Genomic DNA, 18,532 nt, shown 5'->3' with positions numbered 1-18,532 from the left:
GTCGGGCGGCCCAGTGTTAAGCGCAGCGAGGTTTTCATGATCAGGCACATCCTGGCAGTCGACGATTCGGCATCGATGCGGCAGATCCTCGCCGCGACGCTGACGGGTGCCGGCTATGAAGTCACGCTCGCGGCGGACGGCAACGAAGGGCTCGAAAACGCGCTCGCGATGGCGTTCGATCTCGTCCTGACCGACCAGCACATGCCGGGCAAGACCGGTCTCGATCTGATCACCGCGCTGCGCGGAAATCCGGCCTATCAGGCGACGCCCATCCTCGTCCTCACGACGGAATCGGGCGAACCCTTCAAAGAGGCGGCGCGCGCGGCGGGTGCGACCGGCTGGATCGAAAAGCCGCTCGACCCGGACATGCTGACCGAGCTGGTGGCAGCGCTGTCGGAACCGGACCCGGTGTGATCCGCGCCATCGACGCCACCTTTAGACCCAGTACAGACAGATAGCTCCCGACGCGGCTGCACGGCAGCTCACGCCAGACAGCCACTCAAGCGGTGAACCAGGCATGACACTCGACATCACTCAGTTCTATCAGACGTTCTTCGACGAAGCGGACGAACTGCTCGCGCAGATGGAGCAATTGCTGCTCGATCTCGACGTGGCCCGCCCGGACCCCGAGGACCTCGCGGCGATCTTTCGCGCCGCGCATTCGATCAAGGGCGGCGCGGCGACCTTTGGCTTCACCGCGCTCACCGAGACGACCCACATTCTCGAGTCGCTGCTCGATCGCGCGCGCAACAACGAGCTGGTGCTGCGCAAGGACATGATCGACACGTTCCTCGAAACCAAGGACGTGCTGTCCGGTCAGCTCGCCGACTATCGCGCGAGCGCCGAGCCCGATGCGGCGGTGGCGCGCGCGATCTGCGCGAAGCTCGAGCGCTTGCACGCGGAAAGCCGCATGGGCGCCACGCCGGAGCCGGCGCCGGCAGTCGTCGAGGCAGCGCCGGCGACGGCAACACAAGCAGCAACACACGCCATGGCACTAGAGGAGCCAGGCGGCATCCCGCCCGAGCACGTCGTCGAACAGGCGGTGCAGGCGGCGGGTGAATGGACGGGCGGCGAACCGGCACAGACCGGTCAGGCCGCGGGCACGGGCGACGGCGCCGGCCCTCATCTGAAAATTACGCTACGGGGCGTGGGAGAGAAAGACCAGGAACTGCTTGCCGAAGAGCTGGGCAACCTGGGCAATATCGTCGGGCAGGTCAAGAGCGGCAGCGATCTGATGCTGTGGCTCTCGACCGACGTCACCTCCGACGACATCATCGCCGTGTGCTGCTTCGTGATCGACGAAAGTCAGATCACGATCGGCCGCGGCACCGCGCCGGCGGACGACGCGCAGCAGGGCGAACCTGGAACGCCCGACGCTGCCGTCCGAACACCGGCGCCCACTGCGCACGTCGCGCCCGCCGCTCCCGCGGCGCAAGCGCAGACGCCAGCGCAGCCGGTCATTCACGCGGAGCACGCGGCATCGTCGGCCCCGGTGGCCCACACCGCTGCGCCCGCCAGCGCGGCCAGTCACGCGGGCGCCGCCGAGCCGGCGGCAGCGGCACCCGCCGCAGCTCAAGCGGCGGCCAAACCGGCTGGCGGCGCCGCCGCCGAGCAGGACCGCAAGGCGGCCCGTCCGGCCGCCGCGGCGGCCAACGGCGAAGGCAGCTCGATTCGCGTCGGCGTCGAGAAGGTCGATCAGCTGATCAACCTGGTCGGCGAACTGGTGATCACCCAGGCGATGCTCGCGGAGACCACCAGCACGTTCGATCCGGCGCTGCACGACCGGCTCTTCAACGGCATGGCGCAACTCGAGCGCAACGCGCGCGATCTGCAGGAAGCGGTGATGTCGATCCGCATGATGCCGATGGATTACGTGTTCAGCCGCTTCCCGCGTCTGGTGCGCGATCTCGCGGCAAAACTCGGCAAGGAGGTCGAACTCGTCACCTTCGGTCAGGCGACCGAACTCGACAAGAGCCTCATCGAACGGATCATCGATCCGTTGACCCACCTCGTGCGCAACAGTCTCGATCACGGCATCGAAACCGTCGAGGCGCGCCGCGCGGCGGGCAAGGATTCGACCGGTCAGCTGGTGCTGTCGGCGGCGCACCACGGCGGCAACATCGTGATCGAGGTCAGCGACGACGGCGCGGGCCTGCGCCGCGACAAGATTCTCGCGAAGGCGGCCAAGCAGGGCATGCAGGTCAGCGAAACGATGACCGACGAAGAAGTCTGGAACCTGATTTTCCTGCCGGGCTTCTCGACGGCCGAGCAGGTCACGGACGTGTCGGGCCGCGGCGTCGGCATGGATGTGGTGAAACGCAACATCCAGTCGATGGGCGGTCACGTCGAAATCACCTCGCACGCGGGCAAGGGCAGCACCACGCGGATCGTGTTGCCGCTCACGCTCGCGATTCTCGACGGTATGTCGGTCAAGGTCGGCAACGAGATCTTCATCCTGCCGCTGAACTTCGTGATGGAGTCGCTCCAGCCGCGAGCCGAAGACATCTACACGGTCGCCAACGGCGAGCGCGTGGTGCGCGTGCGCGGCGAATACCTGCCGCTCGTCGCGCTGCACGAGGTGTTCAACGTGTCGGACGCGAAGCAGGAGCCGACCCAGGGCATCGTCACGATCATGCAGACCGAGGGACGGCGCTTCGCGATGCTGATCGACGAACTCGTCGGCCAGCAGCAGGTGGTCGTGAAGAATCTCGAAACGAACTACCGCAAGGTGCACGGCATTTCAGCGGCGACCATCCTCGGCGACGGCAGCGTCGCACTGATCGTGGACGTCGCGGCGCTGAACCGCGAAACCCGCCATGCGCATGGGCACGCGCAGGCGCATCAGGCGATGAGCTTCGCGTGAGGCGTGCGCCAGCTGCGGCACTGACAGACAACGCAATACAACTTCAACTCAATTCATCCCAACCGTTTGGGGGCTAACGTGGCAGAAGTCCAATCCATCAATTCGAGCGTCGCGGGCGGTACGAATGGCCGCCGCGACGCGCAGGCGGACGCCGGCGGTCAGGAATTCCTCGTCTTCACGCTCGGCGCGGAAGAGTACGGCATCGACATCCTGAAGGTGCAGGAAATCCGCGGCTACGACAACGTGACGCGCATCGCCAATGCGCCCGAGTTCATCAAAGGCGTGATCAACCTGCGCGGCATCATCGTGCCGATCGTCGACATGCGCATCAAGTTCCATCTGGGCCGCGTCGAGTACGACCACCAGACCGTCGTGATCATCCTGAACGTCGCGCATCGCGTGGTCGGGATGGTGGTGGACGGCGTGTCGGACGTGCTGACGCTCGCGGTCGACCAGATCATGCCGGCGCCGGAATTCGGCGCGACGCTGACGACCGAGTACCTGACCGGTCTCGGCACCGTCGACGGCCGCATGCTGATCCTGATGGACATCGAGAAGCTGATGACCAGCTCGGAGATGTCGCTGACCGAGACGCTCGGCGTCTGACGGCAGGCGCGAACGGATCACAGCAGGAACACAGCAGGAACACAGCAGCAACACAGCAGCAACACAGCAGCAACACAGCACAGGGAGCATCAACATGCTGAGCAGGTGGTCGATCCGCACATCGTTGACGATGGTGGGGATTCTTCTGGTGACGCTGACCGTGGTGGTCGGCGCGCTCGGGCTGAGCGCGCTGAATCGCGCGAGCGGCTCGCTCGATCGCATCGCACGCGGCGAACTGGTCGCGATTCATGCGCTCGACGATGCGTCGGCGTATCTGTTGCGCTCGCGCGTCGCGATCGATCGCTTCAACACGCTGACGGCGGCCGGCAACGCGGACGAGGCGAAGAAGGCGCTCGATCGTGCGCAGGAGTTGCTCGGCAAGAGCAACCAGAGCTGGCAGGCGTATCTCGACGCGCCGAAGCACGGCGTCGATCAGGCGTTGCTCGACGATGTGCTCGCGAAGCACACGACGGTCATGCATGACGGCGTCGACGTCGAATTCGCCGCGCTGAACGCGAACAACCTCGATGCGTATCACGCGGTAGCGGACACGAAGATCAGCCCGATGTTCATCGCCTACGACGCGGCCGCGGCCACGGTCATCCAGGCGCTGCAGCAGAGCGTGGCCGATCAGGAGGCGAGCGCGCAGTCGAACGCGTCGCTGATGATCACGCTGATCGGCGCGGTCACGGTGTTCGCGCTGCTGGTGGTGGTGGGCATCCGCTTCGCGTTGCGCGGTCTGATCGTGCAGCCGCTCGCCGACGCGACGGCGTGTTTCGAGCGGATCGCCGCCGGCGATCTGTCGGGCACCGTCGAGGTCTACAGCGGCAACGAAATCGGCCGCCTGTTCGCGGGCATCAAACGGATGCAGGAGAGTCTCGCGACGATGCTGCGCGCGGTGCACGGCAGCACCGAATCGATCGACACCGGTGCGCGTGAAATCGCAATGGGCAACACCGATCTGTCGCAGCGCACCGAGCAGCAGGCCGCATCGCTGCAGGAAACCGCGTCGAGCATGGACCAGCTGACCGGCACCGTGCGGCAGAACACCGAGAACGCGCGCCAGGCGAGCCAGCTTGCCGTCAACGCGTCGGATATCGCGACGCGCGGCGGCGACGTGGTGAGCCAGGTCGTCACGACGATGCAGGAGATCGCGACCAGTTCGAACAAGGTCGTCGACATCATTGGTGTGATCGAGGGCATCGCCTTCCAGACCAACATTCTCGCGCTGAACGCGGCGGTCGAAGCCGCGCGCGCCGGCGAACAGGGCCGCGGCTTCGCGGTCGTCGCGGGCGAAGTGCGCAGCCTCGCGCAACGCAGCGCGAGCGCCGCCAAGGAGATCAAGGAGCTGATCGGCGATTCGGCCGACAAGGTGAAGAGCGGCTCCGAGCTGGTTGGCCGCGCGGGCACGACGATGGACGAAATCGTCCAGGCCGTGCGGCGCGTGACCGACATCATGGGCGAGATCAGCGCGGCGTCGGAAGAGCAGTCGGGCGGCATCGAGCAGGTCAATCGCGCGGTCGTGCAGATGGATTCGGTCACGCAGCAGAATGCGGCGCTGGTCGAGCAGGCAGCGGCCGCGGCGGCATCGCTCGAAGATCAGACGCGGCAGTTGCAGTCGGTGCTGAGCGGCTGGAAAGTCGCCGGCTCACCGGTGCGTCAGAGCGTGGCTGCCACGCGTGCGCAAGCGCCCGCGCAGTTCGCCAAAGCCGCACCGAAAGCAGCGAGCGCGGCGACTTCGGTAGGCACAGCAGGCGCGAGCAACGACACGAAGGCAAGCGCGGCGGCAGCGACGGCCGCCAGTCAGCACGAAGCGGCCGCACGCGTCGAACCGGCATTGAAACCCAGGCCGGCCGCAGCCGCGGCCCGCGCCACGACCGACACGCCCACGCGTGCCGCTGCGGCAAGCACGCCGGGCGCAAGCTCGGACGCGGACTGGGAAACGTTTTAAGCAACGGCAGAGCGACATGTGGTCAACCGGTATCGCGCCCGCGGATGGGCGAAGCATCGAAGCACGCGCATCACGCGTGTCGCGAGCCGGCCGTATGGCGATGACATTCGCGGAAGGGCGCGACTCCGCGAAGACAATTCCTTCCCCCCAGGCAGTGCGGCTGGGCGGCAAGCGTGATGACGCATATCGCAGACAGGAATTTTCATGATGGCAACGCGCGCACCACAACGCCCCGCTCGGGCCGCTCCTGACCGGACAGAGCCGGCCAGGTCCGTCGAGACGGGCCGCGATTTCGAATTCACGTCGGCCGATTTCGCCCGTATCCGCGATCTGATTCATCGCGCGGCGGGCATCTCGTTGTCGGATCACAAGCGCGACATGGCGTATAGCCGCCTCGCGCGCCGCTTGCGCGCGCGTGGCATCGATACGTTCCGCCAGTATCTCGATCTGCTCGAAGCGGAAAACGATCCGGCCGAGTGGGAAGCGTTCACCAATGCGCTGACCACGAACCTGACCGCGTTTTTCCGCGAAGCCCATCACTTTCCGATCCTCGCCGAGTTCGCGCCACGCCGCGCGCAGCCGGTGTCCGTGTGGTGCTCGGCGGCCTCGACGGGCGAGGAGCCTTACTCGATCGCGATGACGCTGATCGAAGCGCTCGGCGAGAGCGGCGCGCGCCAGGCATCGGTGCTCGCGACCGACATCGACACCCAGGTGCTCGCGAAGGCCGAGGCCGGCGTCTACCAGTTCGACCAGGTCAAGCATCTGTCGCCCGAGCGGCTCAAGCGCTTCTTCCTGAAGGGCACGGGCGCGCATGCGGGGATGGTCAAGGTGCGTCCCGAAGTGCGCGCGCTCGTGCGCTTCGAGCAGCTGAACCTGACCGATCGCGATTACCAGTTGCGCACGCAGTTCGACGCGATTTTCTGCCGCAACGTGATGATCTATTTCGACAAGCCGACCCAGGCGCAGGTGCTCACGCGCTTCGAGCCGCTGATGAAAGCGGGCGGCCTGTTGTTCGCCGGCCATTCGGAAAACTTCACGTACGTGACGCAGGCGTTCCGGCTGCGCGGCCAGACCGTCTACGAACTGACACGCGACGCGGGCGGCGCTCGCGCATCGTCACGCGCCAACGCGCACGGCGCACACAGCGCGGATCAACCGAGCGGGGTGGCCGCATGAGCAGCACGCTGCCGATCGCTTCGAACCTGTACTACGACAACCACTTTCAGCGCCCCGGCGTGAAGCTGTTGCCCAACGAGTTCTACACGACGAGCGAAGACATGGTGCTCGTGACCGTGCTCGGCTCGTGCGTCGCGGCCTGCATTCAGGACCGCACCGCGGGCATCGGCGGCATGAATCACTTCATGCTGCCCGACGACGGCGCCGACGTCGCGCAGGCGGCGTCGGACTCGATGCGCTACGGCGCATACGCGATGGAAGTGCTGATCAACGAACTGATCAAGGCGGGCGGGCGGCGCGAGCGCTTCGAGGCCAAGGTGTTCGGCGGCGGCGCGGTGCTCGCGGGTATGACGACGATGAACATCGGCGATCGCAACTCGGAGTTCGTGCGCCGCTATCTGGCCACCGAAAAGATCCGCATCGTCGCCGAGGACCTGCAGGGCTCGCACCCGCGCAAGGTGGCGTTCATGCCGCGCACCGGCCAGGTGATGGTGAAGAAGTTGCGCTTGCAGCAGGAAGCGGGCGTGGCCGAGCGCGAGCAGGCGCTCGTGCGGCAAAGCGCCGAAGCGCGCGCCGAGCGGCTCGCTGCCGCGCGCAAGCGGGTCGAGCTGTTCGCGAAGCCGGCCGCGGCCGCAGCTGCCGCGCGGCCGAGAATCGAACTGTTCGGCGCGAACCCGCGCCCGACTCATTCAAACAACGCCAGAACGACAGAGGAGGCGTGAGCGCTGTGCAAAAGATCAAGGTATTGTGCGTCGACGATTCGGCGCTGATCCGCAGCCTGATGACCGAGATCATCAATGGCCAGCCGGACATGACAGTGGTGGCGACGGCGCCCGATCCGCTCGTCGCGCGCGAGCTCATCAAGCAGCACAACCCGGACGTGTTGACGCTCGACGTCGAAATGCCGCGCATGGACGGCCTCGACTTTCTCGAGAAGTTGATGCGCCTGCGGCCGATGCCGGTCGTGATGGTCTCGTCGCTGACCGAACGCGGCAACGAAATCACGCTGCGCGCGCTCGAACTCGGCGCGGTGGATTTCGTCACCAAGCCGAAGGTCGGCATTCGCGACGGCATGCTCGACTACGCGGAAAAGCTCGCCGACAAGGTGCGCGCCGCGGCCCGCGCGCGCGTGCGCCAGGCCGCGCCCGCGCAGCATGCGGCCACGCACGCCGCGCAGGCGCCGCTCGGCGCCACGCCGCTGTTCAACAACCCGCTCCTGAGTACCGAGAAGCTGATCATCGTCGGTGCCTCGACGGGCGGCACCGAAGCGATCCGTGAAGTGCTCGTGCCGCTGCCGCCCGATGCGCCCGCGGTGCTGATCGCGCAGCACATGCCGCCCGGCTTCACGAAATCTTTTGCGCAACGCCTCAATGGTTTGTGCCGGATTACCGTTAAAGAGGCGGAGCACGGCGAGCGCGTGCTGCCGGGGCACGCGTACATCGCGCCGGGCCACGCGCATCTGTTGCTCGCGAGGAGCGGCGCGAACTATATTGCGCACCTGTCCGACGACCCGCCGGTGAACCGGCATCGTCCGTCGGTCGATGTGCTGTTCCGCTCGGCCGCGCAGCATGCGGGCAAGAACGCGGTCGGCGTGATTCTGACCGGCATGGGGCGCGACGGCGCGGCCGGTCTGCTGGAGATGAAAAAGGCCGGTGCCTACACGCTGGCGCAGGACGAAGCGAGCTGCATCGTGTTCGGCATGCCGCGCGAGGCGATCGCACTCGGAGCCGCCGACGAAATCGCCGCGCTGCCGGACATGAGCCGGCGCGTGATGGCGCGTTTGTCGTCGATGGGTGAACGCGTTCAGCGGGTATGATGCGTGCCGGATGGAATGACGCGGTCGAACGCCGCAACATGGATCAAGCAAAGGGATAGAAATGGATAAGGGAATGAAGATTCTGGTGGTTGACGATTTTCCGACGATGCGCCGGATCGTCCGCAACCTGCTCAAGGAACTGGGCTACTCGAACGTCGACGAAGCTGAGGACGGCGCGGCCGGTCTCGCGCGTCTGCGCAGCGGCAGCTACGAGTTCGTGATCTCCGACTGGAACATGCCGAACCTCGACGGTCTGGCGATGCTGAAGGAAATCCGCGCCGACGCGAGCCTCGCGCACCTGCCGGTGCTGATGGTGACGGCCGAGTCGAAGAAGGAAAACATCATCGCGGCGGCGCAGGCCGGCGCGAGCGGTTATGTCGTCAAGCCGTTCACGGCCGCGACGCTCGACGAGAAGCTCAACAAGATTCTCGAGAAGATGGCGAAAGCCGGGAGCTGACGTGACGCCGCCGACCGAAACGCCTGGCGCCGAAGCGGGCAATGACAGCGGCGACTTCGCGTCGGACCGCATCCTCGCGCGCATCGGACAACTGACGCGCACCTTGCGCGATTCGATGCGCGAGCTTGGGCTCGACAAGCACGTCGAGCGTGCGGCCGAAGCCGTGCCCGACGCGCGCGATCGTCTGAAGTACATCGCCAATATGACCGAGCAGGCCGCCGAGCGCGTGCTGTCGGCGATCGACGTTGCGAAGCCGATCCAGGAGCAGTTGCAGAAAGACGCGGGCGAGCTCGACGCACGCTGGGAGCAGTGGTACGCGGCGCCGATCGAGCGCGAAGAAGTGCGCGCGCTGATGAACGACACGCGCACCTTTCTGCGCGGCGTACCCGAAGCGACCGGCGCGACCAACTCGCAGCTAATGGAGATCATGCTCGCGCAGGACTTCCAGGATCTGACCGGCCAGGTGATCAAGAAGATCACCGACGTCGTCTACCTGATCGAGCAGCAACTGCTCGGGGTGCTGGTCGAGAACATCGCGCTCGAGCGTCGCGAGCAGTTCGCGGCGAACGCGGCGGCTCTGAAGGCCGAGGTGTCGTCGACGGGCAGTCCCGAGCATCTGCTCAACGGTCCGCAGATCAATCCGGAAGGCAAGACCGACGTGGTGCAGGATCAATCGCAGGTCGACGATCTGCTCGCGAGCCTCGGCTTCTGATCGATTGAAACGGCCCGGCGCGCGACCCGGGCTGGTGGTCTTGCCGCGATTCGCGCGAGGCGCGCAGCTAATGCGCGCTGAATACAACGCTTCAGTGTGGTTCCCCCCTGTAATTGTCGGTAAGTCGCGCACGCGAGCGCGGCTGCTGTTGGCTGAAAGGATCAGCAGGCATACTACGAGGTCAAAGCGGTACGGCACCCGGTCAGCACAATGCCGGGCGGTTGCCCGATGAGGGAGACCCCTCAGCGTAACGGCCGCGGCAGTGCCGTATCATCTGCCTACATGCGACCGGTTCGCGCAGTCAGCGAAGCGCGAAGCAGCTCGGGAGGAGCATCACTATGTGGAGTCGTATTCGTCGCGCCGGGAGAGTCACGGCGCTGGTCTTGCCATGTTCGTTATTGGCGCTGGCCGCGTCACAGTCCGCCCAGGCGGCACTGGGCAGCGCGCCGCTGACGCCGCCCTCCGACGCCTCGGTGTCGTCCCGTGTGGTGCAGCCCGCGAGTGGCACAACCCAAAGCGTCATGCGCTCCGAATCGAGCGCGGCGTCCTCCACGTCTTCCACCTCCGCCTCCTACACCGTACGCGAGACCACCTTCGGGAACGGCACCGTCGTGCGCGAATATCTCACTACGAGCGGTGCCGTATTCGGCATTTCGTGGCATGGTCCGCAGATGCCCGATCTCAACGATCTGCTCGGCAGTTATTTCCCGCAGTACGTGGCCGGTGTGAAGGCCGTTCGGGCCGCGCGCGGCAATGCGCGCGGCCCGGTCAGCGTCGACGACAGCGGGCTCGTGGTGCGCTCGGGCGGCCACATGGGCGCATTTAGCGGCGTCGCCTGGCTGCCGTCCGAGCTGCCGGCCGGCGTCAGCGGTTCCGACATCCAGTAACGGCGAGGACGACGATGCGAACCATGCACACGAGCGCGAAACTCAAAGGCTGGATGCAGGCCATGCTTGCCGTGCTGCTCACGGCGACGCTAGTCGCCTGCGGCGGTGGCGGTGGCAGCGACAACTCCAGTTCCAACAGCGGCGGTGGCACGTCGAACGGCCTGAACGGCGGATCGCTGCCGGCCAGCCCGACCCAGCAGCCGATCTCCCCGAACGCCTCGAACACGGTGCCCATCACGGTCGGCCGAGGCGTGGCGGGTGTCATCAACATTCCGACCGTCAGCGTGACGATCTGCGCGCCGGGTTCGACGACCAACTGCCAGAAGATCGACAACATCCAGCTCGACACGGGCTCATTTGGCCTGCGCGTGGTCGGCTCGGTGCTCAATTCGACGCTGCTCAACGCGTTGCCGGTCAGCACGATCGCCGGCAGCGGCGCGCAGCTCGCCGAGTGCGCGACGTTCGCGGACGGTTTCACGTGGGGCTCGGTGCGCACCGCGCTCGTGACGATGGGCGGCGAAACGACGACCAGCAGCATCCCGCTGCAGATCATCGGCGACAAGGCCGCGAGCACGACACCCACGAGCGGCTGCGGCAACGGCTCGGCCGAAAACACGGTCAGCGATCTCGGCGCGACTGGCATTCTCGGCGTCGGTACCGCGCCGACCGACTGCGGCGCGACGTGCGCGAACCCGGCGACCGCGGCGAACTACAGCAACTACTTCGCCTGCCCGAACGGCATCGCATGCAGCCGCACGGCGGTGCCGCTCGCGCAGCAGGTCGCCAACCCGGTCGCGAGCTTCCCGCTCGACAACAACGGCGTGATCGTGCAGATGGCGCCCGTGTCGAACACCGGCGCCGCTTCGGCGAGCGGCACGCTCGTGTTCGGCATCGGCACGCAGGGCAACAACCAGCTCGCCGCGTCGAACGTCTTCACGACCGATGCCTTCGGCGACCTGAACAACAGCACCTTCAACGGCACGACGGTTCAGGCGTTCCTCGATTCCGGCTCGAACGCCTATTTCTTCGGCGATGGCACGCTCACGCAGTGCGGCAGCCAATTCGCGGGCTTCTATTGCCCGTCCTCGGCGCAGACCCGCACGGTCACGCTGGTGGGGCTGAACAAAGTGTCGGCGGTCGCGAGCATCGGCATCCTGAATGCGCAGACGTTGTTCAACAACGGCAGCAACTACGCGTTCAACGACCTCGCCGGTCAGATCGGCGGCAATGCCAGCTTCGACGTCGGTCTGCCGTTCTTCTACGGCCGCTACGTGTACTACCACCTCGACCAGACCGCGAGCGGCGGCGCCTCCCCCTACGTCGGCTACTGAAGCCGCGCGTCAAATCGATGCCGGACGGCGCGTGTGAGACACACGCGGGCCGTCCGGCCATCCGTCGAAATACCCCCGTTTCTCCGCCCTTATCCGCCGATCGGCGCTTGCGTCGAGCGGGAATAATCGCTGTCACTGGAAAGAGGCGTCGTGCCTCGTCCGACCGGAGAGCTTTGTGGCAGAGGACAGCGACCTCGAAAAAACCGAATCAGCCACCCCTCGGCGCCTGGCAAAGGCGCGCGAGGAGGGGCAGATCGTGCGTTCGCGGGAGTTGTCGACCTTCGCGCTGCTCGCAGCCGGGTTCTATGGCGTGTGGGGCATGTCCGGCAGCATCGGCGACCATTTGCAGAACATGCTGCGTGCGTCGCTCACGTTCAATCACGCGAGCACGTTCGACACCAGCCGCATGCTGATCGGCGCGGGCGCCGCGAGCCGCGAAGGACTTTACGCGCTACTGCCGATCCTCGCCTTCACCGGCCTCGCCGCGCTGCTCGCGCCGATGGCGCTCGGCGGCTGGCTGCTGTCGACGAAAGCGCTCGAACCGAAGTTCGGCCGGCTCAATCCGATCGAGGGCTTGAGCCGCATGTTTTCGATCAACGGGCCGATCCAGCTCGGCATGTCGCTCGCGAAGACGCTCGTGGTGGGTGTCATCGGCGGGACGGCCATCTGGACTCGCCATGAGCAACTCCTCGCGCTCGCCACGCAGCCGCTCCATCTCGCGCTCGCCAACTCCGTGCATCTGATCGCGGTGTGCTGCGGCACGACGGTGGCCGGCATGTTCGTCGTGGCCGCGCTCGACGTGCCCTACCAGCTGTGGTCGTTCCACAAGAAGCTGCGCATGACGAAGGAAGAAGTGAAGCGCGAGCATCGCGAGAGTGAAGGCGATCCGCACATCAAGGGCAAGATTCGCGCGCAGCAGCGTGCGATCGCACGGCGCCGCATGATGGCCCAGGTGCCGAAGGCCGACGTGGTCGTGACGAACCCGACGCACTTCGCGGTCGCGCTGCAATACACGGACGGCGAGATGCGCGCGCCGAAGGTGGTCGCGAAGGGCGTGAACCTCGTGGCCGCGCGGATTCGCGAGATCGCCGCCGAAAACAACGTGCCGTTGCTCGAAGCGCCGCCGCTCGCGCGGGCGCTGTATCACAACGTCGAACTGAATCGCGAGATTCCGGGGCCGCTGTATGGCGCGGTGGCCGAAGTGCTCGCGTGGGTCTATCAGCTACGTCGCTTCAAGACCGAGGGCGGCGACGCCCCTGTCGCGCCGACCGACCTCGACGTGCCGGCCGAACTCGATAAGGGCGGCGTGTCGGACGAAGACGCCGCCGACGAAGCCGAAGACGCGCTGAACCCCGGCGACGACGCCAACGACGACACGAGCAACAACAATAACGGAGCCTCCGCATGAACGCTCGCGCCGGTTTCCTCGCCCGACGGCCGGATGCCCTGAGCAGCACCAACCTGCGCGCCCTCGCCGGGCCGGTGCTGATCTGCATGATCCTCGGCATGATGATTCTGCCGTTGCCGCCGTTCCTGCTGGATCTGCTGTTCACGTTCAATATCGCGCTGTCGGTGATGGTGCTGCTCGTCAGCATGTACACGATGAAGCCGCTCGACTTCGCCGCGTTCCCGAGCGTGCTGCTGTTCTCGACGCTGCTGCGGCTGTCGCTGAACGTCGCGTCGACGCGGATCGTGCTGCTCGAAGGCCACACCGGTCCGGACGCGGCCGGCCAGGTGATCGAGTCGTTCGGCCACTTCCTCGTGGGCGGCAACTTCGCGGTCGGTATCGTCGTCTTCGTCATCCTGATGGTGATCAACTTCATGGTCATCACCAAGGGCGCGGGGCGGATCGCCGAAGTGTCCGCGCGCTTCACGCTCGACGCGATGCCCGGCAAGCAGATGGCGATCGACGCCGATCTGAACGCCGGCCTCATCAACGAAGAGCAGGCCCGCAAGCGCCGCTCGGATATTTCGCAGGAAGCCGAGTTCTACGGCTCGATGGACGGTGCGAGCAAGTTCGTGCGGGGCGATGCGATCGCCGGTCTGCTGATCATGGTGATCAACATCATCGGCGGGCTGATCGTCGGGATGGTCCAGCACGACATGAGTTTTGCGGCGGCGGGCAAGAACTACACGCTGCTGACGATCGGCGACGGCCTCGTCGCGCAGATTCCGTCGCTGGTGATTTCGACGGCAGCCGGTGTGATCGTGTCGCGCGTCGCCACCAACGAAGACATCGGCACGCAGCTGACCGGCCAGCTGTTCACGAATCCGCGCGTGCTGATGATCACCGGCTCCATCCTCGTGCTGATGGGCCTGATTCCGGGCATGCCGCACTTCGCGTTCCTGATTCTCGGCGGCGGCCTGATCCAGCTCGGCCGCACGATGAAGAAGCGCAGCGAGGAGCGCAAGAACGCGCCGGCCCTCGTCGACGTCACGCCGGCCGCGCTGGCGCCGGTCGAAAACGCCGAGGCGAGCTGGGACGACGTGACGATGATCGACACGCTCGGCCTCGAAGTGGGCTACCGGCTGATACCGCTCGTCGACAAGAACTCGGACGGCGAACTGCTGAAGCGGATCAAGAGCATCCGCAAGAAGTTCGCTCAGGAAATCGGCTTTTTGCCGCCGGTCATTCATATCCGCGACAACCTCGAATTGCGGCCGAACGGCTATCGCATTGCGTTGAAGGGTGTCGAGGTCGGCTCGGGCGAAGCGTATCCGGGCCAGTGGCTCGCGATCAACCCCGGTCAGGTCTCGGCCGCGCTGCCGGGTACGCCGACCCAGGACCCGGCGTTCGGCCTGCCCGCGATCTGGATCGACACGAATCTGCGCGAGCAGGCGCAGGTGTATGGCTATACGGTCGTCGATTCGAGCACGGTGGTCGCGACGCACCTGAATCACCTCGTCGTCACCCACGCGTCGGAGCTGCTCGGCCGCCGCGAGGTGCAGTCGCTGATCGAGCGGATGCAGAAGGACACGCCGTCGCTCGTCGACGATCTGGTGCCGAAGGTGCTGCCGCTCACCACGCTGCAGAAGGTGCTGCAGAACCTGCTCGAAGAAGGCGTGCCGATCCGCGACCTGCGCACGATCCTCGAAGCGCTCGCCGAGCACGCCACCAAGATCACCGACGCCCACGACCTGACCGCCGCGGTGCGGCTCGCGCTCGGCCGCGCGATCACGCAGCAGTGGTTCCCCGGCACCGCCGACATGCAGGTGATGGGCCTCGACGCGAACCTCGAACGGGTGCTGTCGCAGGCGCTGTCGACCGGGCCGAACCCGGGTCTCGAGCCGGGTCTCGCCAACACGCTGCTCACCGAAACACAGAAGGCGATGACGCGTCAGCAGAACCTCGGCCTCGCTCCGGTGCTGCTCGTGCAGCACGCGCTGCGGCCGATGCTCGCGCGCTTCCTGCGCCGCAGCCTGCCGCAGCTGAAGGTGCTGTCGTATGCGGAAGTGCCCGATACGCGCAACGTCAAGGTGGTGAATCTGATCGGCGCGCACGGCTGAGGAAGGCCGCCCGCTTGCGGCTATCGATGGTGATCGATGGCTATCGATGGCTATCGGACCGGCGCTCCAGTGGGGCGCCGGTTTTCATTTCCGCTTCTGATCGCGCATGCCGTTGGGCCGGTAAAGACGCCTTGGCGGGGCTCGTCGAACGACGCATCCGCCGCGTCTCCATCACGCGAATTGCCGACCTTTAACGGTCTTTATCCATCGATCGTCGCTCGACTCGTTTCGCAATAATTGATTGCAATGGGAAGCGGTGTATTGCCAGCCCGTCAGTCCGTTTACCTCATCGGGGGTCCAGCTTGAACATTCGTAAATTTGTCGGTGCTACCAGTCGCGATGCGTTGCGTCTCGTCCGCGAAGCACTTGGCCCCGATGCGGTCGTGCTGTCGAATCGCACGATGGACGACGGTAGTGTCGAAATCGTCGCGCTCGCCGATAGCGACCTTGCCGCGATCACGCCGAAAGCTCGCCAGGGCGCGCAAGCCGCGGCGTTCGGCGCGGGCGCGGGGGCGCCATCGATGGGCACGCCGCGCGGCGTGCCCGCGGCACCGCTGAATCCGTACGCGAGCGCAATGCCGGACGTGTTTTCGTCGGTGTTCGGCGCGAGCCCGGAAGCGGGCGCGGACGCGATGCCGCTGGGCGAGCCGGCGAAATCGGCGGCGCATGCGCCTGCGGATTTCATGGGCGGCGCAGCGGTCAAGACATCGCTGAATGCATCCGCGAATGAAGCGCCGCTGAGCGCCGCCAATCCGGCTGGCAGCCTGGCTACTTATCCGACGACGCATGCCGCGCTCAGCGCGGCATCCGCAGCAACGACCGCGTTGCCCGTCAATCAGCCAGGCAGCGCGACGATGCCGGGCACGAACAACACAACGGCGGCGTCCGCAGTCGCCCCGTTCAACGCAGCGGCCACTTCCGCTGCCGCCACACCGTCCGGCCCCAGCGCCCGCGCCGCGGCCGTGCGCCTGTCGGAAGACATCCGCGCGGATCTGCTGAAAGCCGCCGGGGTGCCGGTGCCGTCGGCCGGCACATCCAGCGAAGCCGCCGTGCCGCGCACGATGGCCGAATCGAATCCGTGGCTCATCGATCACGCGCGCCGCATCGCGGCCGAACAGCAGCAACAGCGCGGCGAGTACAGCGCCCGTCCCGCCGCAATGACGCCCGCGGTCGCGACCGCCAAAGGCCTGGGCAGCGCGGTCGACGCGCGGCCGGTCATCGACACGCCCGACTGGGCGCGCGAAGCCGCCGAAGTCGCTGCGCGCCGCTCCGCGCAGAAGATCGCGCCCGTGCCGTCCGTCACCGACGAAAGCCGCACGCCGGCCGCCGTCGCCGAAGCGATCAAGGCGCGCATGGAGCAGGTCGTCAAGGACACCGTGATGACCGAGCTGACGTCGATGCGCGACATGATGGAAGAGCACTTCGCGGGGCTGTTGTGGAGCGATCGACAGCGCCGCAACCCCGCGCGCGCCGCGCTCACCAAGCATCTGTTCGCGGCGGGTTTTTCCGCGCAGCTCGTGCAGATGATGGTCGAGAACATGCCCGACGACATCGAGTCGATGGAAGGCGGCATGGACTGGGTGCGCTCGGTGCTCGAATCGAACCTGCCGGTGATGGAAGACGAAGACGCGCTGATGGAGCGTGGCGGCGTGTTCGCGTTGATGGGGCCGACCGGCGTCGGCAAGACGACGACCACCGCGAAGCTCGCCGCGCGCTGCGTGATGCGCTTCGGCGCGAGCAAGGTTGCGCTGCTGACGACCGACAGCTACCGCATCGGCGGTCACGAACAGCTGCGCATTTTCGGCAAGATTCTCGGCGTCTCGGTGCATGCGGTGAAGGACAGCGCCGATCTGCAACTCGCGCTCTCGGAGCTGCGCAACAAGCACATCGTGCTGATCGACACGATCGGCATGAGCCAGCGCGACCGTCTCGTGTCCGACCAGATCGCGATGCTGTGCCGCGCCGGCCAGCCGGTGCAGCGCCTGTTGCTACTCAACGCGACGAGCCACGGCGACACGTTGAACGAAGTCGTGCAGGCCTATCAGCGCGCGCCGGACCAGCAGCCGCTCGCCGGCTGCATCCTCACCAAGATCGACGAAGCGACCAACCTCGGCGGCGTGCTCGACGCGGTGATCCGCTACAAGCTGCCGGTGCACTACGTATCGACCGGACAGAAGGTGCCGGAGAACCTGTACATCGCGACGAAGAAATTCCTGATCAAGAGCACGTTCTGCATACCGCGCGACAACTCACCGTTCGTGCCGCACGACGACGACATTCCCGCTTTGCTGTCCTCGCTGTCCGCACGTTCGACGGCCGAGCTGCACGAGGTTCGCTTTGGATAAGTTCGTTTCGGATCAGGCCGAAGGCCTGCGGCGGCTGCTCGCGCGCAGCGGCGCGCGCGTGATCGCGTTGGCTGGCGCGTCGGCCGGGGTGGGCAATACCACCGTGGCGGTCAATCTCGCCGCGGCGCTCGCGCAGCAGGGCAAGGACGTGCTCGTGATCGACGAATGCGTCGGTGAAAGATCGGTGAGCTCGATGCTCGGCGGCTTGCGCGGCGCGGGCAACTTCGCGGCGGTGATGCGCGGCGAGACCCCGGTCGACTTCGCCGCGGCGCGTCACGCGCTCGGTTTTTCGGTGCTGGCCGCCTCGCGCAACAACCGCGAGGGCCATACGGAGGCCGAATTCAGCGTGCTGCTCGGCGGCTCGGCCGACATCGTGCTGATCGACGCGCAGCTCGACGACGAAGGGCATCTGTCGCCGCTCGCGAAGCAGGCGCACGACGTGATGATCGTCGCGCGCGTGTCGGGCGAGGCGATCACCAACGCGTATGCGTGCGTCAAGCGTTTGCATTACGCGCACGCGATCGCGCAGCTGCGCGTGCTCGCGACTCACGTGCAAAGCGCCAACGACGCGCAAGCCGCGTTCGCGAAGCTCGCCGGGGTGGCTGGTCGTTATCTGAGCGTCGCGTTGGAAGACGCCGGCTGCATCGCGGCCGACGTGCGCATGGCCCGGGCGCTCGAGTTGTCGCGCTGCGTGGTCGACGCATTTCCGTCGACGCCGGCCGCGCGCGACTTCCGCCATCTCGCCGCCGAATTGCAGTACTGGCCGATGCGGCCAGCGATGTCGTCGCAAACGCCCTGGCGGGCGCCTGCGACAGTTACAGCGGCGCACCACGCCGACCAACCGTCCGCGCAGCACGCTTAAAAGGCGCGCACGATGGACA

The 18,532-nt window shown here is 66.4% G+C and carries 15 protein-coding genes; all 15 read left to right on the top strand.

Annotated elements, in window-relative coordinates; all coding sequences use genetic code 11:
- Positions 1-36 precede the first annotated feature (36 nt).
- The gene (locus CI15_RS05495) at positions 37-414 is read left to right on the top strand and encodes a response regulator (protein WP_062125081.1); all 378 of its coding nucleotides are present in this window, start codon (positions 37-39) and stop codon (positions 412-414) included.
- 103 nt (positions 415-517) lie between these two features.
- Complete coding sequence (cheA, locus tag CI15_RS05490) at positions 518-2,863, top strand: chemotaxis protein CheA (protein ID WP_062125079.1); 2,346 nt, start codon at positions 518-520, stop codon at positions 2,861-2,863.
- Positions 2,864-2,941: 78 nt separating this feature from the next.
- Positions 2,942-3,469, top strand: a complete 528-nt coding sequence (locus CI15_RS05485) for a chemotaxis protein CheW (RefSeq protein ID WP_062126097.1) — start codon at positions 2,942-2,944, stop codon at positions 3,467-3,469.
- Between the two features lie 94 nt (positions 3,470-3,563).
- Positions 3,564-5,420: a methyl-accepting chemotaxis protein gene (locus tag CI15_RS05480; RefSeq protein WP_062125070.1), complete on the top strand. Its 1,857-nt coding sequence runs from the start codon at positions 3,564-3,566 to the stop codon at positions 5,418-5,420.
- Between the two features lie 204 nt (positions 5,421-5,624).
- Positions 5,625-6,596 (top strand): CheR family methyltransferase, encoded by a 972-nt coding sequence (locus tag CI15_RS05475; RefSeq protein ID WP_062125068.1) that lies wholly within the window; start codon positions 5,625-5,627, stop codon positions 6,594-6,596.
- On the top strand, positions 6,593-7,318 hold the full coding sequence (cheD, locus tag CI15_RS05470) for a chemoreceptor glutamine deamidase CheD (protein WP_062125067.1): 726 nt from the start codon (positions 6,593-6,595) through the stop codon (positions 7,316-7,318). The genes CI15_RS05475 and cheD overlap by 4 nt, the downstream gene beginning before the upstream one ends.
- A gap of 5 nt (positions 7,319-7,323) precedes the next feature.
- Positions 7,324-8,412: a protein-glutamate methylesterase/protein-glutamine glutaminase gene (locus CI15_RS05465; RefSeq protein ID WP_062126096.1), complete on the top strand. Its 1,089-nt coding sequence runs from the start codon at positions 7,324-7,326 to the stop codon at positions 8,410-8,412.
- A gap of 61 nt (positions 8,413-8,473) precedes the next feature.
- Entirely contained in the window at positions 8,474-8,869 is a 396-nt protein-coding gene (cheY, locus tag CI15_RS05460) for a chemotaxis response regulator CheY (protein ID WP_018418782.1), read from the top strand.
- Position 8,870: 1 nt separating this feature from the next.
- On the top strand, positions 8,871-9,581 hold the full coding sequence (gene cheZ / locus CI15_RS05455) for a protein phosphatase CheZ (RefSeq protein WP_062125065.1): 711 nt from the start codon (positions 8,871-8,873) through the stop codon (positions 9,579-9,581).
- A 338-nt stretch (positions 9,582-9,919) separates the two neighbouring features.
- A complete protein-coding gene (locus CI15_RS05450; RefSeq protein ID WP_062125063.1) occupies positions 9,920-10,468 on the top strand; it encodes a DUF2844 domain-containing protein in 549 nt (182 codons plus the stop codon).
- A gap of 14 nt (positions 10,469-10,482) precedes the next feature.
- Positions 10,483-11,799, top strand: coding sequence for a DUF3443 domain-containing protein (locus tag CI15_RS05445; RefSeq protein WP_062125061.1), 1,317 nt, complete (start codon positions 10,483-10,485; stop codon positions 11,797-11,799).
- A gap of 175 nt (positions 11,800-11,974) precedes the next feature.
- Complete coding sequence (gene flhB / locus CI15_RS05440) at positions 11,975-13,207, top strand: flagellar biosynthesis protein FlhB (protein WP_062125059.1); 1,233 nt, start codon at positions 11,975-11,977, stop codon at positions 13,205-13,207.
- Entirely contained in the window at positions 13,204-15,306 is a 2,103-nt protein-coding gene (flhA, locus tag CI15_RS05435; protein ID WP_062125057.1) for a flagellar biosynthesis protein FlhA, read from the top strand. Before flhB ends, flhA begins: the two co-directional genes overlap by 4 nt.
- A 302-nt stretch (positions 15,307-15,608) precedes the next feature.
- The gene (gene flhF / locus CI15_RS05430) at positions 15,609-17,651 is read left to right on the top strand and encodes a flagellar biosynthesis GTPase FlhF (protein ID WP_062125055.1); all 2,043 of its coding nucleotides are present in this window, start codon (positions 15,609-15,611) and stop codon (positions 17,649-17,651) included.
- Positions 17,644-18,513: a MinD/ParA family ATP-binding protein gene (locus tag CI15_RS05425; protein WP_062125053.1), complete on the top strand. Its 870-nt coding sequence runs from the start codon at positions 17,644-17,646 to the stop codon at positions 18,511-18,513. Before flhF ends, CI15_RS05425 begins: the two co-directional genes overlap by 8 nt.
- Positions 18,514-18,532 lie beyond the last annotated feature (19 nt).

It is taken from the genome of Paraburkholderia monticola (genome assembly GCF_001580545.1).
Lineage (GTDB): Bacteria > Pseudomonadota > Gammaproteobacteria > Burkholderiales > Burkholderiaceae > Paraburkholderia > Paraburkholderia monticola.
This window is presented reverse-complemented; position numbering and strand designations above follow the sequence as displayed.